This is a genomic window from Halothiobacillus neapolitanus c2, assembly GCF_000024765.1.
Lineage (GTDB): Bacteria > Pseudomonadota > Gammaproteobacteria > Halothiobacillales > Halothiobacillaceae > Halothiobacillus > Halothiobacillus neapolitanus.
The window spans coordinates 1,956,583-1,974,461 of record NC_013422.1 but is presented as its reverse complement, the minus strand read 5'-3'; the positions used below and the strand labels follow the sequence as shown (position 1 = coordinate 1,974,461).

The window sequence follows — 17,879 nt, the reverse complement described above, 5'->3', positions numbered from 1 at the left end:
GTGAGATGATGATTTCAATAGCACACCGATTTTTGGTGTGAAGCGTTTCCGGGAGGTGTTTATGCAGGCAGCACGAATTGCGTTTATTGGGGGCGGCAACATGGCTGCTGCGTTAATAGAAGGCTTGCGAAAAAATCAGGCAGATGACGCAACACATGCCCCGGCTCTGGTGGTGTCTGATCCGTCCGAGACGCGTCGCGAACTCCTGACCTCGCTCTATGGCGTGCTCTGTTCGGCCAAGAACGCTACGGCGGTTGATTCGGCCGATCTGATTGTGCTCGCGGTCAAACCCAATCAGATTTATGCCATTGCCCAGGAAATAGCCACAGTTGTTAAGCCGCACCAGTTGGTTGTTTCGGTTGCAGCGGGAATTACCATCGAAGCATTGCAACGTTGGCTTGGCGGGCATGTGGCCGTCGTTCGCGCCATGCCGAATACACCCGCGATGGTGGGCTGTGGAGCGACCGGGTTGTATGCCTCGTCCATGCTGACCCCGACCCAGCGAAATCTCGCCGAATCGCTGATGCGAGCGGTTGGTTTGGTTCAGTGGGTCGAGCGCGAGGCCGATATCGATGCCGTAACCGCGCTGTCTGGCAGTGGTCCGGCCTATATCTTCCTTGTGATGGAAGCGATGCAGGCGGCGGCAGAGGACTTGGGACTACCTGCAGAAACGGCGCGATTGCTTACCTTGGAAACGGTATTTGGTGCTGCGCGCCTGGCCATGTCTGCCGATGAATCGCCCGCACAATTGCGTGCTCGCGTGACCTCGCCGAACGGCACAACCGAGCGCGGTATTGCGGCGCTGGAACAGGCCGGGTTAAGAGATGCGTTTGCGCAGGCTTTGTCGGCAGCGCATCAGCGAAGTATTGAATTGGGGCGCGAGTTGAGCGCCGGCGAGGTTAGGGCATGAGCGGCAGTTTCGGTGATCCGATGATGTTCCTGGTTCGGACTCTGTTCGAACTGGTGATTTTCGTGGTGATGGTGCGTTATTTTCTGCAACTGTTCCACGCCAACTTTTTCAATTCGATCACGCAATCGCTGGTCAAGCTGACCAATCCGGTTCTCAACCCGTTGCGTCGTTTTTTACCCAAGAGCCGTCGCCACGATTTCGCGTCGTTATTGGTCACGCTCGTGTTGATCGTGTTGATGGTCTGGGTATTGGGCATGATGAGCGTCGGCAGCGTTTCAGCCGCGGCTTTGATTTTCAACTCGCTGTACTTTGCCTTTCTGTTGGTGACCGATCTCTTCTTCTGGACGATACTGATGCGCGCCATCGCTTCATGGATCGGGAATGGGCGCTCACCGGGCGTCGCCTTGCTGGAAGATCTGACCGATCCGATCCTGCAGCCGGTGCAAAAAATATTGCCCCCTTTGGGCGGGATCGATCTGAGCCCCTTGGCGGTACTGATTGCAATTCAGGTGCTACAGATTTTTGTGGGTAATTTATTGATGGGATAATCGGGGTCTGTGCGATGAGTTTCCTGTTCTTCCAAGATTTAAGGTGTCGGCATTGAGTGATGCATCTGAGAAATTAGCGCAATCCGTCTTAAGCCGATCTGTGGGGATCGTCGAGCCGAAGACGGCCCGATTTTCCGAGCCGTTGGCCTTGGATTGTGGTCGTTCACTGCCCTCCTATGAGCTGGTTTACGAAACCTACGGTCAGCTTAATGATGAGGGCAGTAATGCGGTGCTGATCTGCCATGCCTTGTCGGGCGATCACCATGCGGCAGGTTTCCACGCAGAAACCGACCGCAAGCCGGGGTGGTGGGATTCGGCCATCGGGCCCGGGAAACCGATCGATACGGATCGGTTTTTTGTGGTGTGTCTGAACAACTTGGGTGGCTGCAAGGGATCGACCGGCCCGTTAAGCGTCGATCCGGCCAGCGGCAAACCCTACGGGCCGGACTTTCCGATCGTGACGGTGAAAGACTGGGTGCACGCCCAATATCGACTTATGCAGTACCTGGGGTTGTCCGGTTGGGCGGCGGTGATCGGTGGCAGTTTGGGCGGCATGCAGGTTTTGCAGTGGTCGATTACTTATCCTGATGCAGTCGCCCATGCTGTCGTAATCGCTGCGGCTCCGCGCTTGTCGGCGCAAAACATTGCGTTCAACGAAGTGGCGCGTCAGGCCATCATCACCGATCCGGAGTTTTATGGCGGGCGTTACGCGGATCACAATGCATTGCCGCGCCGGGGGCTGATGCTTGCCCGGATGCTGGGGCACATTACGTACTTATCCGACGATGCAATGCGAGCCAAGTTCGGTCGGGAACTGCGCGCGGGGCAGGTGCAGTACGGGTTCGATGTCGAGTTTCAGGTTGAAAGTTATCTGCGATATCAAGGCACCAGTTTCGTTGATCGTTTCGATGCCAATACGTACCTGCTGATGACCAAGGCGTTGGATTACTTCGATCCGGCACAGGCCAGTAATGATGATCTGGTCGCCGCACTGGCCGAGGTTAAGGCGCATTTCCTTGTGGTTTCGTTTACATCGGACTGGCGTTTCTCGCCCGAGCGATCCCGGGAGATCGTGCGTGCCCTGCTGGCGTCCGGAAAGCAGGTTTCTTATGCCGAAATCGAGTCGAATCACGGCCATGACGCCTTCCTGATGACGATTCCCTACTACCACCGTGTACTGGCAGGTTATATGGCCAATATCGATTTCGCCTCCACGCCGCGCGGCGTTTCGAGCCCGGTATACAGCACGGGGGGTGCCGTATGATTCGCCCCGACTGGCACATCGTCGAACAGTGGATCACGTCCAAGAGCCGGGTACTTGATCTGGGGTGCGGTGACGGGGCCCTGTTGTCTCATCTGATTGAGCGGCGGCAGGTTTCCGCCGTTGGGCTTGAGCTTGATGATGATAAGGTCGCATCCGGAATCGAGCGCGGGTTGAACATCATTCAGGAAGATCTCGATAGCGGTATCAGTGACTGGTTCGCGCCCATGTCCTTCGATTTTGTGATCGTGAGCCAGACAATTCAGGCCATGCGACACCCCGAGCGCCTGCTGGCCGACATGCTCACCATCGCCCGCGAGGGCATCGTCACCTTCCCGAACATGGGGTACTGGCGCAACCGGGTGCAACTCGGGTTGCTCGGGCACATGCCGATCAACCGTGCATTGCCGAATCCCTGGTACAACACGCCCAATATTCACCTCTGCACCTTGAGTGACTTTGAATCACTTTGCCAAGAGCTTGGGATTCAAATACTCGATCGAGCCGTCGTGGACAGTGCCCACCGCGAATCGACCTTGCTGCGCGCGTTCCCCAACTGGTTCGGTGAGCACGCCATCTACCGCATACAGCGTAAAACCTGAGTGTCTGATTCTCGAAACCCGTAAACTATTCAGGCATTCCTGCCTGTTAAATTAGATCGTTCAATCGCGTAAAAAATATTCTCCGCAAGCCGGGTGGGATAAAAAGCCGTTCGGCGATGCACTTAAACCATACGCGCCGGATTGCAGTACCCCGATCACATCGCTGACAGCCAGCTCAGGCAGTTCCTGATTCTGGCCGAGTACGTCCAGCGGCGTACACAAGGGGCCGGCAAGATCAAATGGATGAGTGCAGGGTGCATTGAGTTGATCGATGGCGATAATCGGCCAGTTGCGGCGCAAAATCTGGCCCAAGTTGCCTGAAAGGGCGAGGTGGTGGTGCATGCCGCCGTCGCAGAGCAGATAGGTTTTGCCGCGGGATGTTTTTTTATCGACGATGCGCGTCAGGTAGATGCCCGCACCCGCCACCAGATAGCGCCCCAGTTCCAGATTGAGCCGCACACCGGGCCAATGCGTTTGCGCGGTGGCGCTGACCTCAAGTAGCGCAGGCTGAAGCGCGGCCAAATCCAGCGGCGCGTCCTGCGGGTGATAAACCACACCAAATCCGCCGCCGAGATTCAGATGCCGTGGGGTGAAATCGCAAGCCTGACTCAATTCGATAATCAAATCCATTGCCGCACGGAAACCGGCGCCGAGTGCCGTCGCATCGCGGTTTTGCGAGCCGGTGTAAAGATGAAAGCCTTCCAGATCAATCCATGATGATGTCTCTGCCTGCCATTGGCGAATCAACGTGGGGATGTCCTCGCTATCGATGCCGAATGGCCGCGCGCCGCCGCCCATTTTCATGCCTGAACCCTTGACCTCAAACGGCGGGTTGATCCGTAAGGCTACGCGGGCGCGTTGCTTTTTTTGAGCAGCTAAGGCTTGGATGCGCCGCAATTCGTTGGCCGATTCGGCATTAATCAAGATGCCGTGACTGATGGCGAAGGCCAGTTCGTCGTCGGATTTGGCCGGCCCGGCAATGCTGGCCTGAGCCGCCTTATCCGGCGCGATGGCGATAATCTGCTGCATTTCGGCCAGCGAAGCGCAATCGAATCCATCTATCTGCCGTGACAGATGCTGGATAATTCGCTGATTCGGATTCGCTTTGATCGCATAATGCAGATGAAGATTCGAGGGCAACACGGCGCGAACGACAGCAACTTGCTGGTCGATGGCAGCCAGATGGTAGACATAAGCCGGGGTCGATTGGCCGCTGCGCTTCAACCAGTCGCCCAGCGGTTCGCTGCCGTGCAACAGCCGTCCGTTTGCCTGCGGCCAAGCGCTTGCTGCTGGGCCAAGACAATGGTGGAGCACATCGAGCCCGGTAGCGGATTGTGCTGCTTGATTGTTCATGGCGCCAGTGTGCCCGAATTTGGACTTGAGGCCCGTTTTGTTGAAGATGCCGCGCGTCGATCAAGAAACAGCGCGCGACTTGCCTGTCGATCTAGTTTTCCGTTGTTCGAGCGGGGCAGGGCATCGACGGCCACCGTGGCGGCGGGCATCTGGAAGGGCGCGAGCCGCGCTTGGAGCCATGTTTGAAGTGCATTGGTGGCAATGGTTTCGGGTGCGACAACAAGCCCGATTCGGGTTTCCTCGCCATCGGTTTGATAGCCGAATGCCAGCGCTTCGGTTACGCCGTCGAATTGCAAAGCGACACCTTCGATTTCTTCGGGGCTGACGCGCATGCCCTGCGATTTGATCTGCTCGTCCATGCGGCCCAGAAAATACAAACGGCCTTGTGCATCGCGCCGCATCCGATCACCCGAATAGACAACCCGATCATCTTCAGGATGGGGCCAGCCCGCTGGTGGCGCACGGAAGCGCTGGGCCGTGGCCTCTGGATCGTTGAAGTAACCGGCGGTCACGAGCGGCCCGCCTTGCAACAGTTCGCCTTCGCCCGCCGCCTGCGCCGGGAGCAAGCGCCCGGTTGCATCCACCAGTTCCAGATGACTGCCTTCAAATGCCCGACCGATGGAATCGGGGTGATCGTCCACTTCTTGAGGCGGCAGGAAGCTGGCGCGAAAGGCTTCCGTTAGGCCATACATCAGAAAAATCTTTGTCTGTGGGCGGGTGCTGCGCAAGGCGTGAACGCTCGCCACGGGTAATTTTCCGCCAGAATTTGTTATTAAGCGCAGGTTTGGTGCCTCGCTAAGCCAGGCTTGACGTGCCAGTGGAATCAGCAGGCCCGGCGTGCCCGCCATAACGGTGATGCCGCCATCGAGCAAGGGCTTTTTCAGATCGTTCGGCAGCAGGTAATCTTGCAGCGTGATGCCCGCACCGACCGTCAGCGCGGTGGTGATTTGCGAGAGGCCGTAATCGAATGAAAGCGGCAAGATAGCGAGTAACTCATCGTGCGCGTTCAAATCGAGATACCGGCTAACCGCGTTCGCGCCACCATTCAGATTGGCGCGGGTGACCATCACGCCTTTGGGCAAACCTGTGCTGCCGGAGGTGTACAGCAAGGCCGCGAGGCGGTGTGGATCGCCATTCGACAGGGCGGGCGGATGGGTGCTTACTTCTGTTTCGGGTAATTCCTGCGGGAGTTGATCAGGATGTGGCGAAAACCTCAGTTCGCCGGTGAAGGGTTCAGAAAAGCCCAAGGCCACTGCATGCGGCGCATCCACCAACAGCCCATGAGCCTGTGCGCGATTAAAGATGTCTCGCACTTGCGGTGCGCGCAGGGCAGGGTGAAGCGGCACGAAGACGATATCCGCAGCCAGTGCCGCCAACAATGCCACCACGGTTTCCAGCCGCTTGTTCGCCCACACGATAAGCCGCGCCTGTGGTTTGATACCCATTTGGCGCAAAGCCGCTGCCATGGCCAGCACGCGATAGGCGAGTTCAGCGTAATTGAGTTCACGGTTACCTTCCCGCAATGCCATGCGCTGCGGTCGATGTTCAGCGTGGTGCAGCAGGTGGGCAATCAGGTCGGGCGGCATGGTGGGTGTGTTCTCGGTCGAATGGGTATTTGGGTGCGTATAATAGGTCTACTTTTATTTTAACAAGGCGCGCGCTGCCGCATCGGTTTGATTCGCGCCCCAAAAAAGAGATGACACATTATGTCCGGCAATACGTTTGGAAAACTGTTCACGGTAACTACCTTCGGCGAATCGCATGGCCTTGCGCTGGGCGCGATTGTGGATGGTTGCCCGCCGGGCATCGAGATCAGCGAGGCGGATTTGCAGATCGACCTTGATCGGCGCAAACCGGGCACCTCGCGCCACACCACGCAACGGCGCGAAGCGGATGAGGTCAAGATTCTATCGGGCGTGTTCGAAGGCAAAACCACTGGCACACCGATTGGCTTGGTTATCGAAAATACCGACCAACGCTCGAAAGATTACGGCAAGATCGCCGATCAGTTCCGCCCCGGCCACGCCGATTACACCTACCTGCAAAAATACGGCATCCGTGACTATCGCGGTGGCGGGCGCTCATCGGCGCGGGAAACCGCCATGCGCGTGGCCGCTGGCGCCATTGCCCGCAAAGTGCTGCGTGAATCGTTCGGTGTACACATTCAGGGGTATCTGTCGCAGATCGGCCCGATCAAAGCCGAGGGTTTTGATGCGGCTGTCATCGAAACCAACCCGTTTTTCTGGCCCGATGCGGCGCAAGTGCCTGCGCTGGAAGCATTCATGGATGATCTGCGCAAAAGCGGCGATTCGGTTGGCGCCAAAGTTACTGTGATGGCCACAGGCTGCCCGCCGGGTTGGGGTGAGCCGGTGTTCGATCGGCTCGATGCCGAACTGGCCCATGCCTTGATGAGCATCAATGCGGTCAAGGGCGTGGAAATCGGTTCGGGCTTTGATTGCGTGGCCGCGCGGGGAACCGAGTTCCGTGATGAAATCACCCCCGATGGGTTTTTGAGTAACCACGCAGGCGGCATTCTCGGTGGCATTTCCAGTGGGCAGGACATCGTGGCCCATATCGCGCTCAAGCCCACCTCCAGCATCCGCTTGCCCGGCCAAAGCGTGGACGTAACCGGCGCGGCGGCAGAAGTGATTACCACAGGTCGCCACGATCCCTGCGTCGGCATTCGCGCTACACCAATCGCCGAAGCCATGATGGCACTTACCCTGCTCGATCACGCCCTGCGCCATCGCGGCCAATGCGGCGGTGTGAATAGCGGCTCGCCGGTGATTCCGGCCAAGAAATAAGGCCATCGACCGCAGGGGAAATGGATATGCGAGCCAAAGGTAAAATTGTTCGTTGGCAGGATGCGAAAGGTTTTGGCTTTATTCATCCATTGGATGGTGGTGCGGATGTGTTCGTGCATATTCGCTCATTCACAAATCGTCAGAGAAGGCCGGTAGACGGTGAGATTGTCACCTATACCGTTGAACATGATGCCCAGAATCGTAAGCGGGCTAGCGACATAGTATTCGCCGGAGAGGCACCTCCTTCCGAGAGAAAACAGACTGCTATCGGTGCAGGTATTCTGCTCTCATTGTTGTTCCTGATTGTGTTGGGTGTGCTGTCTTTAATGGACAGAGTGCCGTTGGTACTGTTTGGTTTTTACGTCGTGCTCAGCCTGATTACGATTTTGGCTTATGGCTTGGATAAGTCGGCGGCTCAGCACAATCGCTGGCGTACTCAGGAGAATACACTTCATCTTTTCTCGCTTTTTGGTGGCTGGCCGGGCGCCTTGATTGCACAGAATATCTTTCGGCATAAAACAAAAAAGCAGCCTTTTCAGACGGTTTTCTGGTTGACGGTGATCGTCAACGTAGCAGGCTTCTTTTGGGTACTTTCCCCGTTGAGTGGCGACGTGTTTCGCTCTTTTTTCGAACATATGTGAGTCTTGTTGTTCTGTATTGAAGGATAAATTTTGCTGAGGTGCTGATTTTTTGATGATGCGCACCGTTCTGTTCGTCTATTTCCTCAGCTTCGGGGTTTTTCTGCCGTTCTTCAGCCCGTACCTGCAAGCGCAGGGTTTTAACGCGCAACAAGTCGGGGCGCTGCTGGCGGCGGTTATGTTCGCCAAGATATTCGGGCCGCTTTTATTAGGTTGGTGGGTCGATCACAGTAATCGCCTGATGCCAGCCTTGCGCAGCACGGCGTTTTTATCCTTGCTGTTATTCGCTGCGGTCATCGGCTTGACGTTGATTTCAGCGCCTTTTGTCTGGTGGCTGGTTGTGTTGTTGCTGTTCGGCTTGGTTTGGCAGCCGATTCTCTCGCAACTGGATGTGCTCACGCTGCGCATTGTGGCCGACGACAGCCATGCCTATTCGGCGATCCGGGCGTGGGGTTCGATTGGTTTTATTGCCGCTTCAGTTGGTCTTGGGTGGATGATTAATCTACTCCCCAACTACAAAACCACACTCATCAGTGGATTCATGTTGCTGTTTTTGTTCGGGCTGCTGATGTTCCTGCTTGCTATGCCCGAACCGAAAACGGTGCCGACGCCCAACTTATCCTCGGCGCATTTCTGGCCGGGGTTCTGGCGGCATCTGCGCCGCCCGCCGATGCTGGGATTCTTGTCGATGCAGTTTCTAGTGAACGTGGCGCACGGCGTTTACTATGCTTTTTTCAGTATTTATCTCGCTTCGAAGGGGTATTCTGCGGGCGTGATCGGCCTGCTCTGGGCTTTGGGTGTGGTGGCGGAGATTGTGTTGTTTTTCGTGCTGCCGCGATTTTTGGGTCGATTTGCTTTGAGCACGTTGTTTCTGTTGGCGATTGGCCTGATGGCGTTGCGCTGGGTGATGATCGGCACCTTGATTGATTCGGTGTTCTGGTTATTGCTGGCCCAACTTCTGCACGCGGCCAGCTTCGGGCTGACGCATGCGGTCGGCATTACCGTGATGCATCAGCAGTTTTCCGGCCCGATGCAGGCACGTGGGCAAGCGATTTTTTCCGGCTTGAGTTACGGCGGCGGCGCAGCGGTTGGGTTATTGCTGGCGGGTTTCTTATGGGCGCATGTCGGGGCAACCGGCGCCTTTTTGTCGATGGCTTTCGTTTCCGTGCTGGCGGGGGTAATGTGGTTCACCTGTCGTCGGCTGATGGATGATGCACCGACGTTTGCAGCGGGCGAGGTTCTCACGGATGGGGTGTAACCGGTTTGCGACCGGCCTTGGCCCCCGGGGGCTGGTCATTGAGGACTTGAGTTGAACGTGATCACTATTGAGAGAACGGGCCATGCGTAACGACGACCTTGTGCACGCACGTCACCCCACCGAACTGATTTCCCGTTGGTACAACACCCCGATGGGCGCCCGGCTGGCAGAAGACCTGGCTGCATGTCTTGGGCGATTGGCCGATGACGCCTTCGGTTACCACGCCGTGATGGTGGGTGCCGTGCTGCCCTGTGAGCCGCGCCTGCGCATTCGGGCGCGCACGCAAGTGGCCGCGACGCGGGAAGAATTGGCCGAAACCCCTTTAATGGCTGTGCAGGCTGATTTTGATTATCTGCCGATTGAAACCGAGTCGGCGGATCTGGTGATTGCATTGCATGTGCTCGAAAGCACCCGCGAGCCGCATGACATCATGCGCGAGCTGGATCGGATCATCCGGCCCGAAGGGCGGGTGTTGATTGTCGGCGTGAACCCCGTCAGCCTGTGGAATCTGAAAAAAATCGGGCAGCAAACCTGGCAGGGCAAAGATAAAATGGCCCAATCGGGCTATCTGGCCGGGCAGCATCGCGCGGCCTGGCGCGTGGTCGATTGGTTGCGCCTGCTCGGTTACGACGTGCAAAGCGTCGAACACCTAGGCGGCCTGTGCCCGACAACACGCCCCCGGTTCTACGACAAAATGCGATCTCTGCGCACGATAAGCAGCAAATGGCTGTGGTTCATGCAGGGTTTTTACGTGATCGACGCCGTGCGCCGCGTGAGCACCCCAACCGCCATTCGCCCCGCGTTTCGTTTGCCACGAATGATGCCAAACAAAACCCGCGCCACCGTCGCCAATCAAACCACCTACCAATCAATAAGCCCACATAAACGACAACCCAACGGGCGTTCCATTCACCTGTCCAAGAAATAGCATGACAATAGAACTAAAAAAGGGATCGGCTGATCAGCAAAATGCGGATGCACAACCCGCCACGCAAACCGTTCATATCTGGACCGATGGTGCCTGCAAAGGCAACCCCGGCCCGGGCGGCTGGGGCGCCCTGCTGCGTTATGGTGATACGGAACGCGAATTGTGCGGCGGCGAAGCCCATACCACCAACAACCGCATGGAATTACTGGCCGCCATCAGCGCGCTCGAAGCACTCAAGCGCCCCTGCACCGTCCACTTAACCACCGACTCACAATACGTGCGCCAAGGCATGCTCGAATGGCTGCCCAACTGGCGCAAAAAGAATTGGCGTCGCGCAGACGGCCAGCCCGTGAAAAATGCCGACCTCTGGGCACGACTCGATGAAGCCGCCCAACGGCACGACATGCATTGGCACTGGATCAAAGGCCACGCCGGACACCCAGAAAACGAACGCGCCGACCAACTCGCCAACCAAGGCACACCGAAGGGTTAAATTCTTGGGCGCGAGGGAATTGTCAAACAAAACGGCGCGGACTTGTGGATTATCCGAGTCTAATCTTGGGAACCTCAAAAGCCCAACTTTGAGTTGTTTAGAGGCCGTTCACAATGGGCAAACTGCACCGAACTCAAGTAATTTTAATTGTTTGGGTGATGGATATGAGAGCCGCAACTGCCTTGGTGGGTTTTGATCGCGGGTGGCCGAAAGGCTCGAAGACAGAATCGATAGTTGGTGGTATGCCATCGTTTTTAAGCGTTTTTTGATGACTCAAGAAATTCTCGAGGTCCCCCCCTATTACAGTAAACTTGTCCGATATTTCACCTCGCCCACTGACAGGAAAAAACCATGACAGAACGCCAAATCGTATTGGATACCGAAACCACGGGGATGCCCGCTGCCGATGGGCATCGGTTGGTGGAGATTGGTGCGGTGGAGATGATCGAGCGACGTGTGACGGGTAAGACATTTCATTGTTACCTCAACCCCGAGCGGCTGGTGGATGAGGGCGCGTTCAATGTGCACGGTTTGAGCGATGCGTTTTTGGCGGATAAGCCGAAATTCGCCGATGTGGTGGATGAGTTTCTGGCGTTTATCGCGGGTGCTGAGCTGATCATTCACAATGCCGAGTTTGACGTGGGGTTTCTCGATGCGGAGCTTGCCCGGCTCGCCAATGGCGGTCGGTTGGCTGATGTTGCCGGTTCCGTGACCGATTCGCTGGCCATTGCGCGCAAAAAACATCCCGGCCAACGTAATAGCTTGGATGCCTTGTGCCGCCGATACAGCATTGATAACAGTGCGCGCACCCTGCATGGCGCGCTGCTGGATTCTGAAATCCTGGCTGATGTGTATCTGGCGCTGACCGGCGGGCAAAAAACGCTGGGTTTTGACAGCGAGCACGGGCAGGGTGATGAGCACAAACAGGCTGCGTCGATTATTCGTTTGCCCGCCGATCGGCCGCCGTTGCGCGTGATTACCGCCAACGAGGAAGAGCGCGCTGCCCATGCAGCATGGTTGGTGACTTTGGGCAAAGAAGGTGAGCCCGCACCTTGGCCCGCATGAATGATCAAGGCAAGTCAGGAACGATGGCGTGGATCGATCCTGTTTTTCTTCCAGATCTCCTTCTTAACCTACTTCTTGAGCAGGTTCAGCTCTCCGTGACTGATGACCTTAGGGTTGATCTTTGTGAAATGGATTGCGCGTTACCCATTCGCCCAAATTTCGGCTAATAAGTCATGACGCCGAACGGAATCGTTTAAGGTGGATATTCCGAATAAGGCCGATCGTCGGGCGAATCAGAAATTGAATTGAGGCAATCAAAAAAACCCACGCGCCCGCTGTCACCAGACCGGGTATCAGAAAAAAAGCACTACCCAGAATAAACCAAAGCGCAATGAGAAAATCGTTGAACAGGATCGCGGTTTCGTACCGATGACTGATAACGAGCTCGTCCTTTCCCAGGGTGATGTCAATGTCCCTTTCTGATGAATCTGGAGCCGCCCTCATGCGGTGGGCTCGGGCATATTTGTTCGACGATAAAGTAGGTCGAAAACAGCATGCTGCAAACGGATTCCTCTTCGTTCGAACTTGGTTTCCGGGCGCCAGCTGGGACGGGCTGCCTCTCCGATTCCGACATGCTCCGATGAAAAATCAGGGTGTGCATCGAGTACGGTACGCATGTGTTCGGCGTAGGGCGCCCAGTCGGTTGCCAAGTGCCATAACCCGCCCTTTTTGAGCTTTTGGCCGACCAGGTTCGCAAACTCGGTCTGTACGATACGGCGTTTGTGGTGTCGGGCCTTGTGCCAAGGGTCCGGGAAATAGAGCAACAGTCGGTCGAGGCTGGCGTCCGCGATGCGATCCCTGATGAAAGGTACGGCGTCTTCCGCCACGATCCGAATGTTCGTCAACCCCAATCGTTCGATGCCCAGCGCCAAGTGCCCGACTCCGGGTCGGTGCACTTCGATGCCGATGAAGTCTTCATTGGGCGCAGCTGCGGCCATCTCGAGCAGGCTTTCGCCATTGCCGAATCCGATTTCCAGGGTGACCGGTGCGGTGCGTCCGAATAGCACGTTCATGTCAAGCACCGCACCGTCCGCCTTGAGTTCGATCGCTGGCAACAGTTCGTTTATGGCGCGGATTTGGGCTGCGGTCAGCCGTCCCTCGCGCCGAATAAATGAGCGGATGGGACGGTGAGTTGGCGTTTCTGTCGACGGGGAGAGTGTGGAGGAATTGTCTGTGGTCATGATGCGATCAGAGAAACAGGCCATCGACTGGGGAAGAAGCGCTGGCATAACGCCTGCGTGGCATCCTTCCGGCCAGGAAGGCTTCGCGTCCGGCTTCAATGGCTTTTTTCATGGCCGAGGCCATCAATACGGGGTTTTGTGCGGCGGCAATGGCGGTATTCATCAACACGCCATCGCAACCCAGTTCCATGGCGATGGCCGCGTCGGATGCGGTGCCTACGCCCGCATCGACGATGATCGGAACCTTGGCGTTTTCAATAATCGTGAGCAGGTTGTATTTGTTTTGAATGCCGAGGCCCGAACCGATGGGGGCGGCCAGAGGCATGACGGCAACACAGCCGATTTCTTCCAGACGTTTGCATAGGATCGGATCGTCCGAGGTATAAACCATCACTTCAAAGCCATCGGCGACCAGTAATTCGGCTGCCTTGAGCGTCGCGACGACATCCGGGTACAGGGTTTTGGCATCGCCCAACACTTCGAGTTTGACGAGATTATGTCCGTCCAGCAGTTCTCGCGCCAGTTTGCAGGTGCGCACAGCATCTTCTGCGGTGTAGCAGCCTGCGGTGTTGGGCAGGATGGTGTATCGCTCTGGCGGCAGCACATCCAGCAGATTGGGCTCGTCCGGGTTCTGGCCGATATTGCTGCGGCGAATGGCAACGGTAACGATTTGTGCGCCTGCGGCTTGTGTTGCGGCTTCTGTTTCTGCCAAATCTTTGAATTTCCCGGTGCCGGTCAGTAGGCGAGAATGGAATTGTCGGCTGCCGATGGTGAGCAGATCGGATGCATTTGGGTTCATAAGTCGTGGTTGCCTTGTGTTTTGTTTGCCGAATGATTCGTATGGATTCGTTCCGGCTGTCTATCGATGGGATGGATCGGTTGCCTTGTGCCCCATGTGCGGTTCCGGCTGGGGTTGTGCCGATTTTACACGTATCGTCCAACCCGGCGGATGGCTATATGCTGTCAGTGTCGTTGTTCTGCCGTCTCAAGAAAAGGGCCGGGTTGCAATGTGCACGGTTGCCCTTCGATGAGGAGTTCGTCGTGCAAATGATTCAAGCGTATGACCGCGAGAAAGACCTGCATGTTCTCGTTGCCAACCCGGCAAATCGCGCTGCGTACAATTTCCCCTGCTTCGGTCTCTGGGCTATTGGCAGGATAAATGACTGATCGTGGCGTAACCGGATCGGTCAAACGGGTAGAACCCTTGATCATGCGCCGATTGGATTTACCCAGATAATGCAGTCTGGCGACAACCTCCTGGCCGGGATAACAACCCTTTTTGAAGCTCACGGCGTTCAATTGATCCAAGTTTAGCCACTGGGGTACGAAATGCAGTGCCGTTTCCTGGGTGATGGTTGGAATGCCATCGTTAATTTCGGCGCATTGCCATGCGCTGTTTGAGGTGCGTTGCGGCAAATGCGGGGCAAGTGTCAACAGAACACTGGTCGGTCCCTGTAACGAAAGTCGAGCGTCGTCACCCATATGCTCCCATGTCACGATCACGCCCGAGGGCAAAGTGCTCTGTGCGAGTGGATCTGATGCTGACGCAGCTATACCCAAATCGGCTAGAAAGGCTGGATCGGGGTTCAGAACGCCAATATTTTGCCAGTCGTCGTTACCATTGATAACCACACGGCGACGAAGCACGTACAACTTCAGTGTTTTTAAGAGATCGGCGGCAAGCTCGGAGGGCACAGTCAGGCGATAGGTCATACTTTGTTCGCTGCCTTGTTCTCTGCCTTGCGGTCGCAGCGGATGGATGAGCACCGTAGTTGAAATTCGCCCCTTGGCGTTACACAGCGCGCCGCGTGCCGCATGAGTCCCATCGAGCAACAAAATTTCTTGCGTCAGCATGGCTTGCAGGAATTCGCCCGCTTCCTCTCCGCTGACAAGCAAGCTGGTTCGCGTGTCCAGCGGGGCCCAACCAGCCGCAGATGAGCTGGCGGGATCAACTGGTTCCGGGTGTGCTTGCAAAAACTGTATCCACTCGTTATTCATGTCGTTTATTTCGGTAAATCTGAAAACGGAAGAATAGCACCGCAGGCGATTCACTGCTTAATACCAAGGCTTTGCTGTCACGATCAATGGCTTCGCCGTAATGATCAATTCATTCGATGGTGGAATAACCAGCCAGCGCTGGCCAGAGTGATCAGCCTAATGGCCGCCAAAGGCCAAAATTCATCGAGCAGGGAGTAAAACGAGCTGCCTTCAAGAAAACCGCCCCGCAGGATAATCAGGATAATCATGAGATAGCGCATCGGGTTGATGAGCGTGAGATCTTGCACCAAGGGCGGCATATCGACCGTTCAAAATACCCATAGATCCTGCGATGCGCGCGCATACTGCTAGAATGCCGGTTTTGTTTTCTCCGCTAGCGGATGGATTTTTATGACTGCCCTTGATTTTGCTGCCGAAACCATGCGTCGGCGCACCTTTGCGATCATTTCGCACCCCGATGCGGGTAAAACGACGATTACGGAGAAGTTGCTGCTGTTCGGCGGCGCCATTCAGATGGCCGGAACGGTCAAGGGGCGTAAATCCACCCGCCATGCGACTTCCGACTGGATGGCCATGGAGAAGGAGCGGGGGATTTCGGTCAGCAGCTCCGTGATGCAGTTTCCGTACAAGGATCACATCGTCAACCTGCTCGACACACCGGGCCACGAAGACTTCTCGGAAGATACCTACCGCGTATTGACGGCGGTGGATTCGGCGCTAATGGTGATCGATGTGGCCAAGGGCGTCGAGGCACGCACCATCAAGCTGATGGATGTGTGCCGTCTGCGCGATACGCCGATCATTTCGTTCATCAACAAGATGGACCGCGAGGGCAAGGAGCCGCTGGAACTGCTCGATGAAATCGAATCCGTCTTGAAGATTCGTTGTGCGCCCATTACCTGGCCGATTGGCATGGGTAAACGCTTCAAGGGGGTTTATCACCTGTATGAAGATCGGGTGATTCTGTACGGCCCATCATTGCCGACGCGTGCGCAGTCCAAAACCGAAATCAAGGGCTTGAATAACCCCGAACTGGACGAGCTGCTGGGCGATCAGGCCGATGAGTTGCGCATGGAAATCGAGCTGGTGCAGGGAGCGGCCGATACCTACGACCACGATGCGTATCTGCGCGGTGAGTTGTCGCCGGTTTATTTCGGCTCGGCCATGAATAACTTTGGTGTGCAGGAATTGCTCGATGGGTTCGTTGAAGCCGCGCCCGGCCCGCAGCCACGTCCCAGCACGGCGCGCGAGGTGTTGCCGACCGAGGATAAGTTCTCCGGTTTCGTGTTTAAGATTCAGGCCAACATGGACCCGCAGCACCGTGACCGGATCGCGTTTTTTCGCATCTGCTCGGGCAAGTTTTCGCGCGGCATGAAGGTCAAGCATGTGCGTTTGAACCGTGACATCAAAATCCCCGACGCGCTGACGTTCATGTCCTCCGACCGTGAACGGCTGGAAGAAGCCTTTCCGGGCGACATCATCGGTATCCACAACCACGGCACGATCCGCATTGGCGATACCTTCACCGAAGGCGAGCGTCTGGCCTTCACTGGTATACCGAACTTTGCGCCGGAACTGTTCCGCCGTGCGCGACTCCGGGATCCGCTCAAGTCCAAGCAATTGCTCAAGGGATTGAGCCAGTTATGTGAAGAGGGTGCCACCCAGCTCTACAAGCCGATGATCAACAATGATCTGATTCTAGGTGCGGTGGGCGTGTTGCAGTTTGAGGTGGTTTCCGAACGGTTGAAAACCGAGTATTCCGTCGATTGCCAGTTCGAACAAGTGAACGTAACCACGGCCCGCTGGATCGAATGCGACGACCCGAAGCGATTAGAGGAATTCAAAGACAAAAACGAAGCCAACCTCGCGCTCGATCATGCGGGGGATCTCGTCTACATCGCCCCCACGCGCGTCAACCTGCAAATGGCGCAGGAGCGCTGGAAGGATGTGCGTTTCCTCGCCACGCGAGAGCACGGCGATTACACCGCTTCGGCGGAGTGAACCTATTTACTGGCGGGCTGCTCCGCTTTGGTATTTGGCGGGGCGTCTGATGCAATGGTGGACGCCAGAACACCGAAGTCCTTGGGTGAAATGTACTGGAACAGATCCTTGCCATCGCTGTTGACGACGATCAGCAGGCCTTTCTTGGGATAGAGCCAGTACTGGGTGCTGCCCTTGGTGTTCCGGATTTCCTCCGGTTTGCCGAAATGGCGATCGATCAGGTCGGTCGTGTATTTCGCGGCTGGCCGGTAGGTAATGGACTCGATCGGGAAATACTGCGCTTTGCGAATGTGTTCGTCGGTCATCGGGTACTTCCAGGCACCGCTGGGTGTCGGGTCCGGCTTGGCGTGATTGTTTGCAATCCACTCGTTCAGTTCCTTTGGATCGGTTTTGGCGACGATGGCAACACTGGCTGTCAAGGCGCCCACGTTCATGGTGCCAAAATACGCTTCAAGCGAGGCTCTCTTATCCGGATCCACAAAGATGGCCAAATCTGCTTTCTGGTCGTACACCCGTTTGAATTCAAGCAGGGAGTCCTTGCCCAAATGGACGCCGAAAACCGCACTGGTGCCGTCCGGAAACACTTTGATATCCCACGGCAAGAAGGGGTGATCCGGCGCTTTCGCAGTGCAGGCAGCAATGGCCGTGCCCAGCAACAGAGCGACGATGAGGCGCTGAAAAATCGGAAAAATGCGGCTGATAGGGCTTCGGAACATTTGCGCGATCCTGAAAACTGAACAAGAATGAGGCCGCAATGTATCAGATGCACCGCCAAAATGGATGCTTAAGTGCCTGAGCATGAAGGTCGACACGCGTAGCCATTGGCGCAGATTTCGTTG

The 17,879-nt window shown here is 56.3% G+C and carries 19 protein-coding genes; 11 read left to right on the top strand and 8 right to left on the bottom strand.

The genetic code is table 11. From position 1 onward, the window contains the following. The first annotated feature begins 61 nt into the window (after window positions 1–61). Genes proC through metW form a run of 4 tightly spaced genes read left to right on the top strand, consistent with a single transcriptional unit; the run spans window position 62 to window position 3,321 of the window. Window positions 62–910: a pyrroline-5-carboxylate reductase gene (gene proC, locus HNEAP_RS09145; protein WP_012824694.1), complete on the top strand. Its 849-nt coding sequence runs from the start codon at window positions 62–64 to the stop codon at window positions 908–910. Then, window positions 907–1,458: a YggT family protein gene (locus HNEAP_RS09140; protein ID WP_012824693.1), complete on the top strand. Its 552-nt coding sequence runs from the start codon at window positions 907–909 to the stop codon at window positions 1,456–1,458. The genes proC and HNEAP_RS09140 overlap by 4 nt, the downstream gene beginning before the upstream one ends. Before the next feature lie 52 nt (window positions 1,459–1,510). Beyond that, window positions 1,511–2,722 (top strand): homoserine O-succinyltransferase MetX, encoded by a 1,212-nt coding sequence (metX, locus tag HNEAP_RS09135; RefSeq protein ID WP_012824692.1) that lies wholly within the window; start codon window positions 1,511–1,513, stop codon window positions 2,720–2,722. Then, a complete protein-coding gene (gene metW, locus HNEAP_RS09130) occupies window positions 2,719–3,321 on the top strand; it encodes a methionine biosynthesis protein MetW (protein WP_012824691.1) in 603 nt (200 codons plus the stop codon). Before metX ends, metW begins: the two co-directional genes overlap by 4 nt. 60 nt (window positions 3,322–3,381) lie before the next feature. Here metW and HNEAP_RS09125 read toward each other — a convergent pair whose 3' ends face one another. Both HNEAP_RS09125 and HNEAP_RS09120 read right to left on the bottom strand, forming a co-directional pair. Then, the gene (locus HNEAP_RS09125) at window positions 3,382–4,674 is read right to left on the bottom strand and encodes an alanine racemase (RefSeq protein ID WP_012824690.1); all 1,293 of its coding nucleotides are present in this window, start codon (window positions 4,672–4,674) and stop codon (window positions 3,382–3,384) included. After that, window positions 4,671–6,260 carry an AMP-binding protein gene (locus HNEAP_RS09120; protein WP_012824689.1) on the bottom strand — a complete coding sequence of 530 codons (1,590 nt, stop codon included), beginning with the start codon at window positions 6,258–6,260 and terminating at the stop codon, window positions 4,671–4,673. The genes HNEAP_RS09125 and HNEAP_RS09120 overlap by 4 nt, the downstream gene beginning before the upstream one ends. Before the next feature lie 120 nt (window positions 6,261–6,380). On the opposite strand from HNEAP_RS09120, the gene aroC reads away from it, so the two are divergent. From aroC to dnaQ, 6 genes are all read left to right on the top strand, one after another. Then, window positions 6,381–7,478 (top strand): chorismate synthase, encoded by a 1,098-nt coding sequence (gene aroC, locus HNEAP_RS09115; RefSeq protein ID WP_012824688.1) that lies wholly within the window; start codon window positions 6,381–6,383, stop codon window positions 7,476–7,478. 20 nt (window positions 7,479–7,498) lie between these two features. Beyond that, a complete protein-coding gene (locus HNEAP_RS09110) occupies window positions 7,499–8,119 on the top strand; it encodes a DUF1294 domain-containing protein (RefSeq protein WP_243726336.1) in 621 nt (206 codons plus the stop codon). Window positions 8,120–8,171: 52 nt separating this feature from the next. Then, a complete protein-coding gene (locus HNEAP_RS09105) occupies window positions 8,172–9,374 on the top strand; it encodes an MFS transporter (protein ID WP_049772517.1) in 1,203 nt (400 codons plus the stop codon). Between the two features lie 82 nt (window positions 9,375–9,456). Then, complete coding sequence (locus HNEAP_RS09100) at window positions 9,457–10,302, top strand: class I SAM-dependent methyltransferase (protein WP_012824685.1); 846 nt, start codon at window positions 9,457–9,459, stop codon at window positions 10,300–10,302. Between the two features lies 1 nt (window position 10,303). Beyond that, on the top strand, window positions 10,304–10,795 hold the full coding sequence (rnhA, locus tag HNEAP_RS09095) for a ribonuclease HI (RefSeq protein ID WP_012824684.1): 492 nt from the start codon (window positions 10,304–10,306) through the stop codon (window positions 10,793–10,795). 351 nt (window positions 10,796–11,146) lie between these two features. Next, window positions 11,147–11,860 carry a DNA polymerase III subunit epsilon gene (dnaQ, locus tag HNEAP_RS09090; protein ID WP_012824682.1) on the top strand — a complete coding sequence of 238 codons (714 nt, stop codon included), beginning with the start codon at window positions 11,147–11,149 and terminating at the stop codon, window positions 11,858–11,860. Window positions 11,861–12,031: 171 nt separating this feature from the next. Here the strand turns inward: dnaQ and HNEAP_RS09085 are convergent, their stop codons facing one another. The 5 genes from HNEAP_RS09085 to HNEAP_RS09065 form a co-directional block, all read right to left on the bottom strand. Further along, window positions 12,032–12,304: a YrhK family protein gene (locus HNEAP_RS09085; RefSeq protein ID WP_012824681.1), complete on the bottom strand. Its 273-nt coding sequence runs from the start codon at window positions 12,302–12,304 to the stop codon at window positions 12,032–12,034. Next, window positions 12,301–13,041 (bottom strand): tRNA (guanosine(46)-N7)-methyltransferase TrmB, encoded by a 741-nt coding sequence (trmB, locus tag HNEAP_RS09080; protein ID WP_041600965.1) that lies wholly within the window; start codon window positions 13,039–13,041, stop codon window positions 12,301–12,303. Before trmB ends, HNEAP_RS09085 begins: the two co-directional genes overlap by 4 nt. Before the next feature lie 7 nt (window positions 13,042–13,048). Beyond that, window positions 13,049–13,840 carry a thiazole synthase gene (locus tag HNEAP_RS09075; protein WP_012824679.1) on the bottom strand — a complete coding sequence of 264 codons (792 nt, stop codon included), beginning with the start codon at window positions 13,838–13,840 and terminating at the stop codon, window positions 13,049–13,051. 164 nt (window positions 13,841–14,004) lie between these two features. Then, window positions 14,005–15,039 carry a CAF17-like 4Fe-4S cluster assembly/insertion protein YgfZ gene (gene ygfZ, locus HNEAP_RS09070; RefSeq protein ID WP_012824678.1) on the bottom strand — a complete coding sequence of 345 codons (1,035 nt, stop codon included), beginning with the start codon at window positions 15,037–15,039 and terminating at the stop codon, window positions 14,005–14,007. Window positions 15,040–15,143: 104 nt separating this feature from the next. Next, a complete protein-coding gene (locus tag HNEAP_RS09065; RefSeq protein WP_041600418.1) occupies window positions 15,144–15,338 on the bottom strand; it encodes a hypothetical protein in 195 nt (64 codons plus the stop codon). Window positions 15,339–15,429: 91 nt separating this feature from the next. Between HNEAP_RS09065 and HNEAP_RS09060 the strand changes: the two genes are divergently transcribed. Continuing rightward, complete coding sequence (locus tag HNEAP_RS09060; RefSeq protein ID WP_012824677.1) at window positions 15,430–17,040, top strand: peptide chain release factor 3; 1,611 nt, start codon at window positions 15,430–15,432, stop codon at window positions 17,038–17,040. Window positions 17,041–17,042: 2 nt separating this feature from the next. On the opposite strand, the gene HNEAP_RS09055 is transcribed toward HNEAP_RS09060, so the two are convergent. After that, window positions 17,043–17,756: a hypothetical protein gene (locus HNEAP_RS09055; protein WP_012824676.1), complete on the bottom strand. Its 714-nt coding sequence runs from the start codon at window positions 17,754–17,756 to the stop codon at window positions 17,043–17,045. Between the last annotated feature and the right edge of the window lie 123 nt (window positions 17,757–17,879).

Excerpts from the sequence above, each read along its gene's own strand:
- aroC (WP_012824688.1), top strand. The coding sequence starts at position 6,381 with ATGTCCGGCAATACGTTTGGAAAACTGTTCACGGTAACTACCTTCGGC.
- rnhA (WP_012824684.1), top strand. The coding sequence starts at position 10,304 with ATGACAATAGAACTAAAAAAGGGATCGGCTGATCAGCAAAATGCGGAT.
- HNEAP_RS09125 (WP_012824690.1), bottom strand. The coding sequence starts at position 4,674 with ATGAACAATCAAGCAGCACAATCCGCTACCGGGCTCGATGTGCTCCAC.
- HNEAP_RS09075 (WP_012824679.1), bottom strand. The coding sequence starts at position 13,840 with ATGAACCCAAATGCATCCGATCTGCTCACCATCGGCAGCCGACAATTC.
- HNEAP_RS09065 (WP_041600418.1), bottom strand. The coding sequence starts at position 15,338 with ATGCCGCCCTTGGTGCAAGATCTCACGCTCATCAACCCGATGCGCTAT.
- HNEAP_RS09085 (WP_012824681.1), bottom strand. The coding sequence starts at position 12,304 with ATGAGGGCGGCTCCAGATTCATCAGAAAGGGACATTGACATCACCCTG.
- HNEAP_RS09140 (WP_012824693.1), top strand. The coding sequence starts at position 907 with ATGAGCGGCAGTTTCGGTGATCCGATGATGTTCCTGGTTCGGACTCTG.
- HNEAP_RS09105 (WP_049772517.1), top strand. The coding sequence starts at position 8,172 with ATGATGCGCACCGTTCTGTTCGTCTATTTCCTCAGCTTCGGGGTTTTT.
- ygfZ (WP_012824678.1), bottom strand. The coding sequence starts at position 15,039 with ATGAATAACGAGTGGATACAGTTTTTGCAAGCACACCCGGAACCAGTT.
- HNEAP_RS09100 (WP_012824685.1), top strand. The coding sequence starts at position 9,457 with ATGCGTAACGACGACCTTGTGCACGCACGTCACCCCACCGAACTGATT.
- HNEAP_RS09120 (WP_012824689.1), bottom strand. The coding sequence starts at position 6,260 with ATGCCGCCCGACCTGATTGCCCACCTGCTGCACCACGCTGAACATCGA.
- metW (WP_012824691.1), top strand. The coding sequence starts at position 2,719 with ATGATTCGCCCCGACTGGCACATCGTCGAACAGTGGATCACGTCCAAG.
- HNEAP_RS09055 (WP_012824676.1), bottom strand. The coding sequence starts at position 17,756 with ATGTTCCGAAGCCCTATCAGCCGCATTTTTCCGATTTTTCAGCGCCTC.
- HNEAP_RS09060 (WP_012824677.1), top strand. The coding sequence starts at position 15,430 with ATGACTGCCCTTGATTTTGCTGCCGAAACCATGCGTCGGCGCACCTTT.
- proC (WP_012824694.1), top strand. The coding sequence starts at position 62 with ATGCAGGCAGCACGAATTGCGTTTATTGGGGGCGGCAACATGGCTGCT.
- dnaQ (WP_012824682.1), top strand. The coding sequence starts at position 11,147 with ATGACAGAACGCCAAATCGTATTGGATACCGAAACCACGGGGATGCCC.
- HNEAP_RS09110 (WP_243726336.1), top strand. The coding sequence starts at position 7,499 with ATGGATATGCGAGCCAAAGGTAAAATTGTTCGTTGGCAGGATGCGAAA.
- trmB (WP_041600965.1), bottom strand. The coding sequence starts at position 13,041 with ATGACCACAGACAATTCCTCCACACTCTCCCCGTCGACAGAAACGCCA.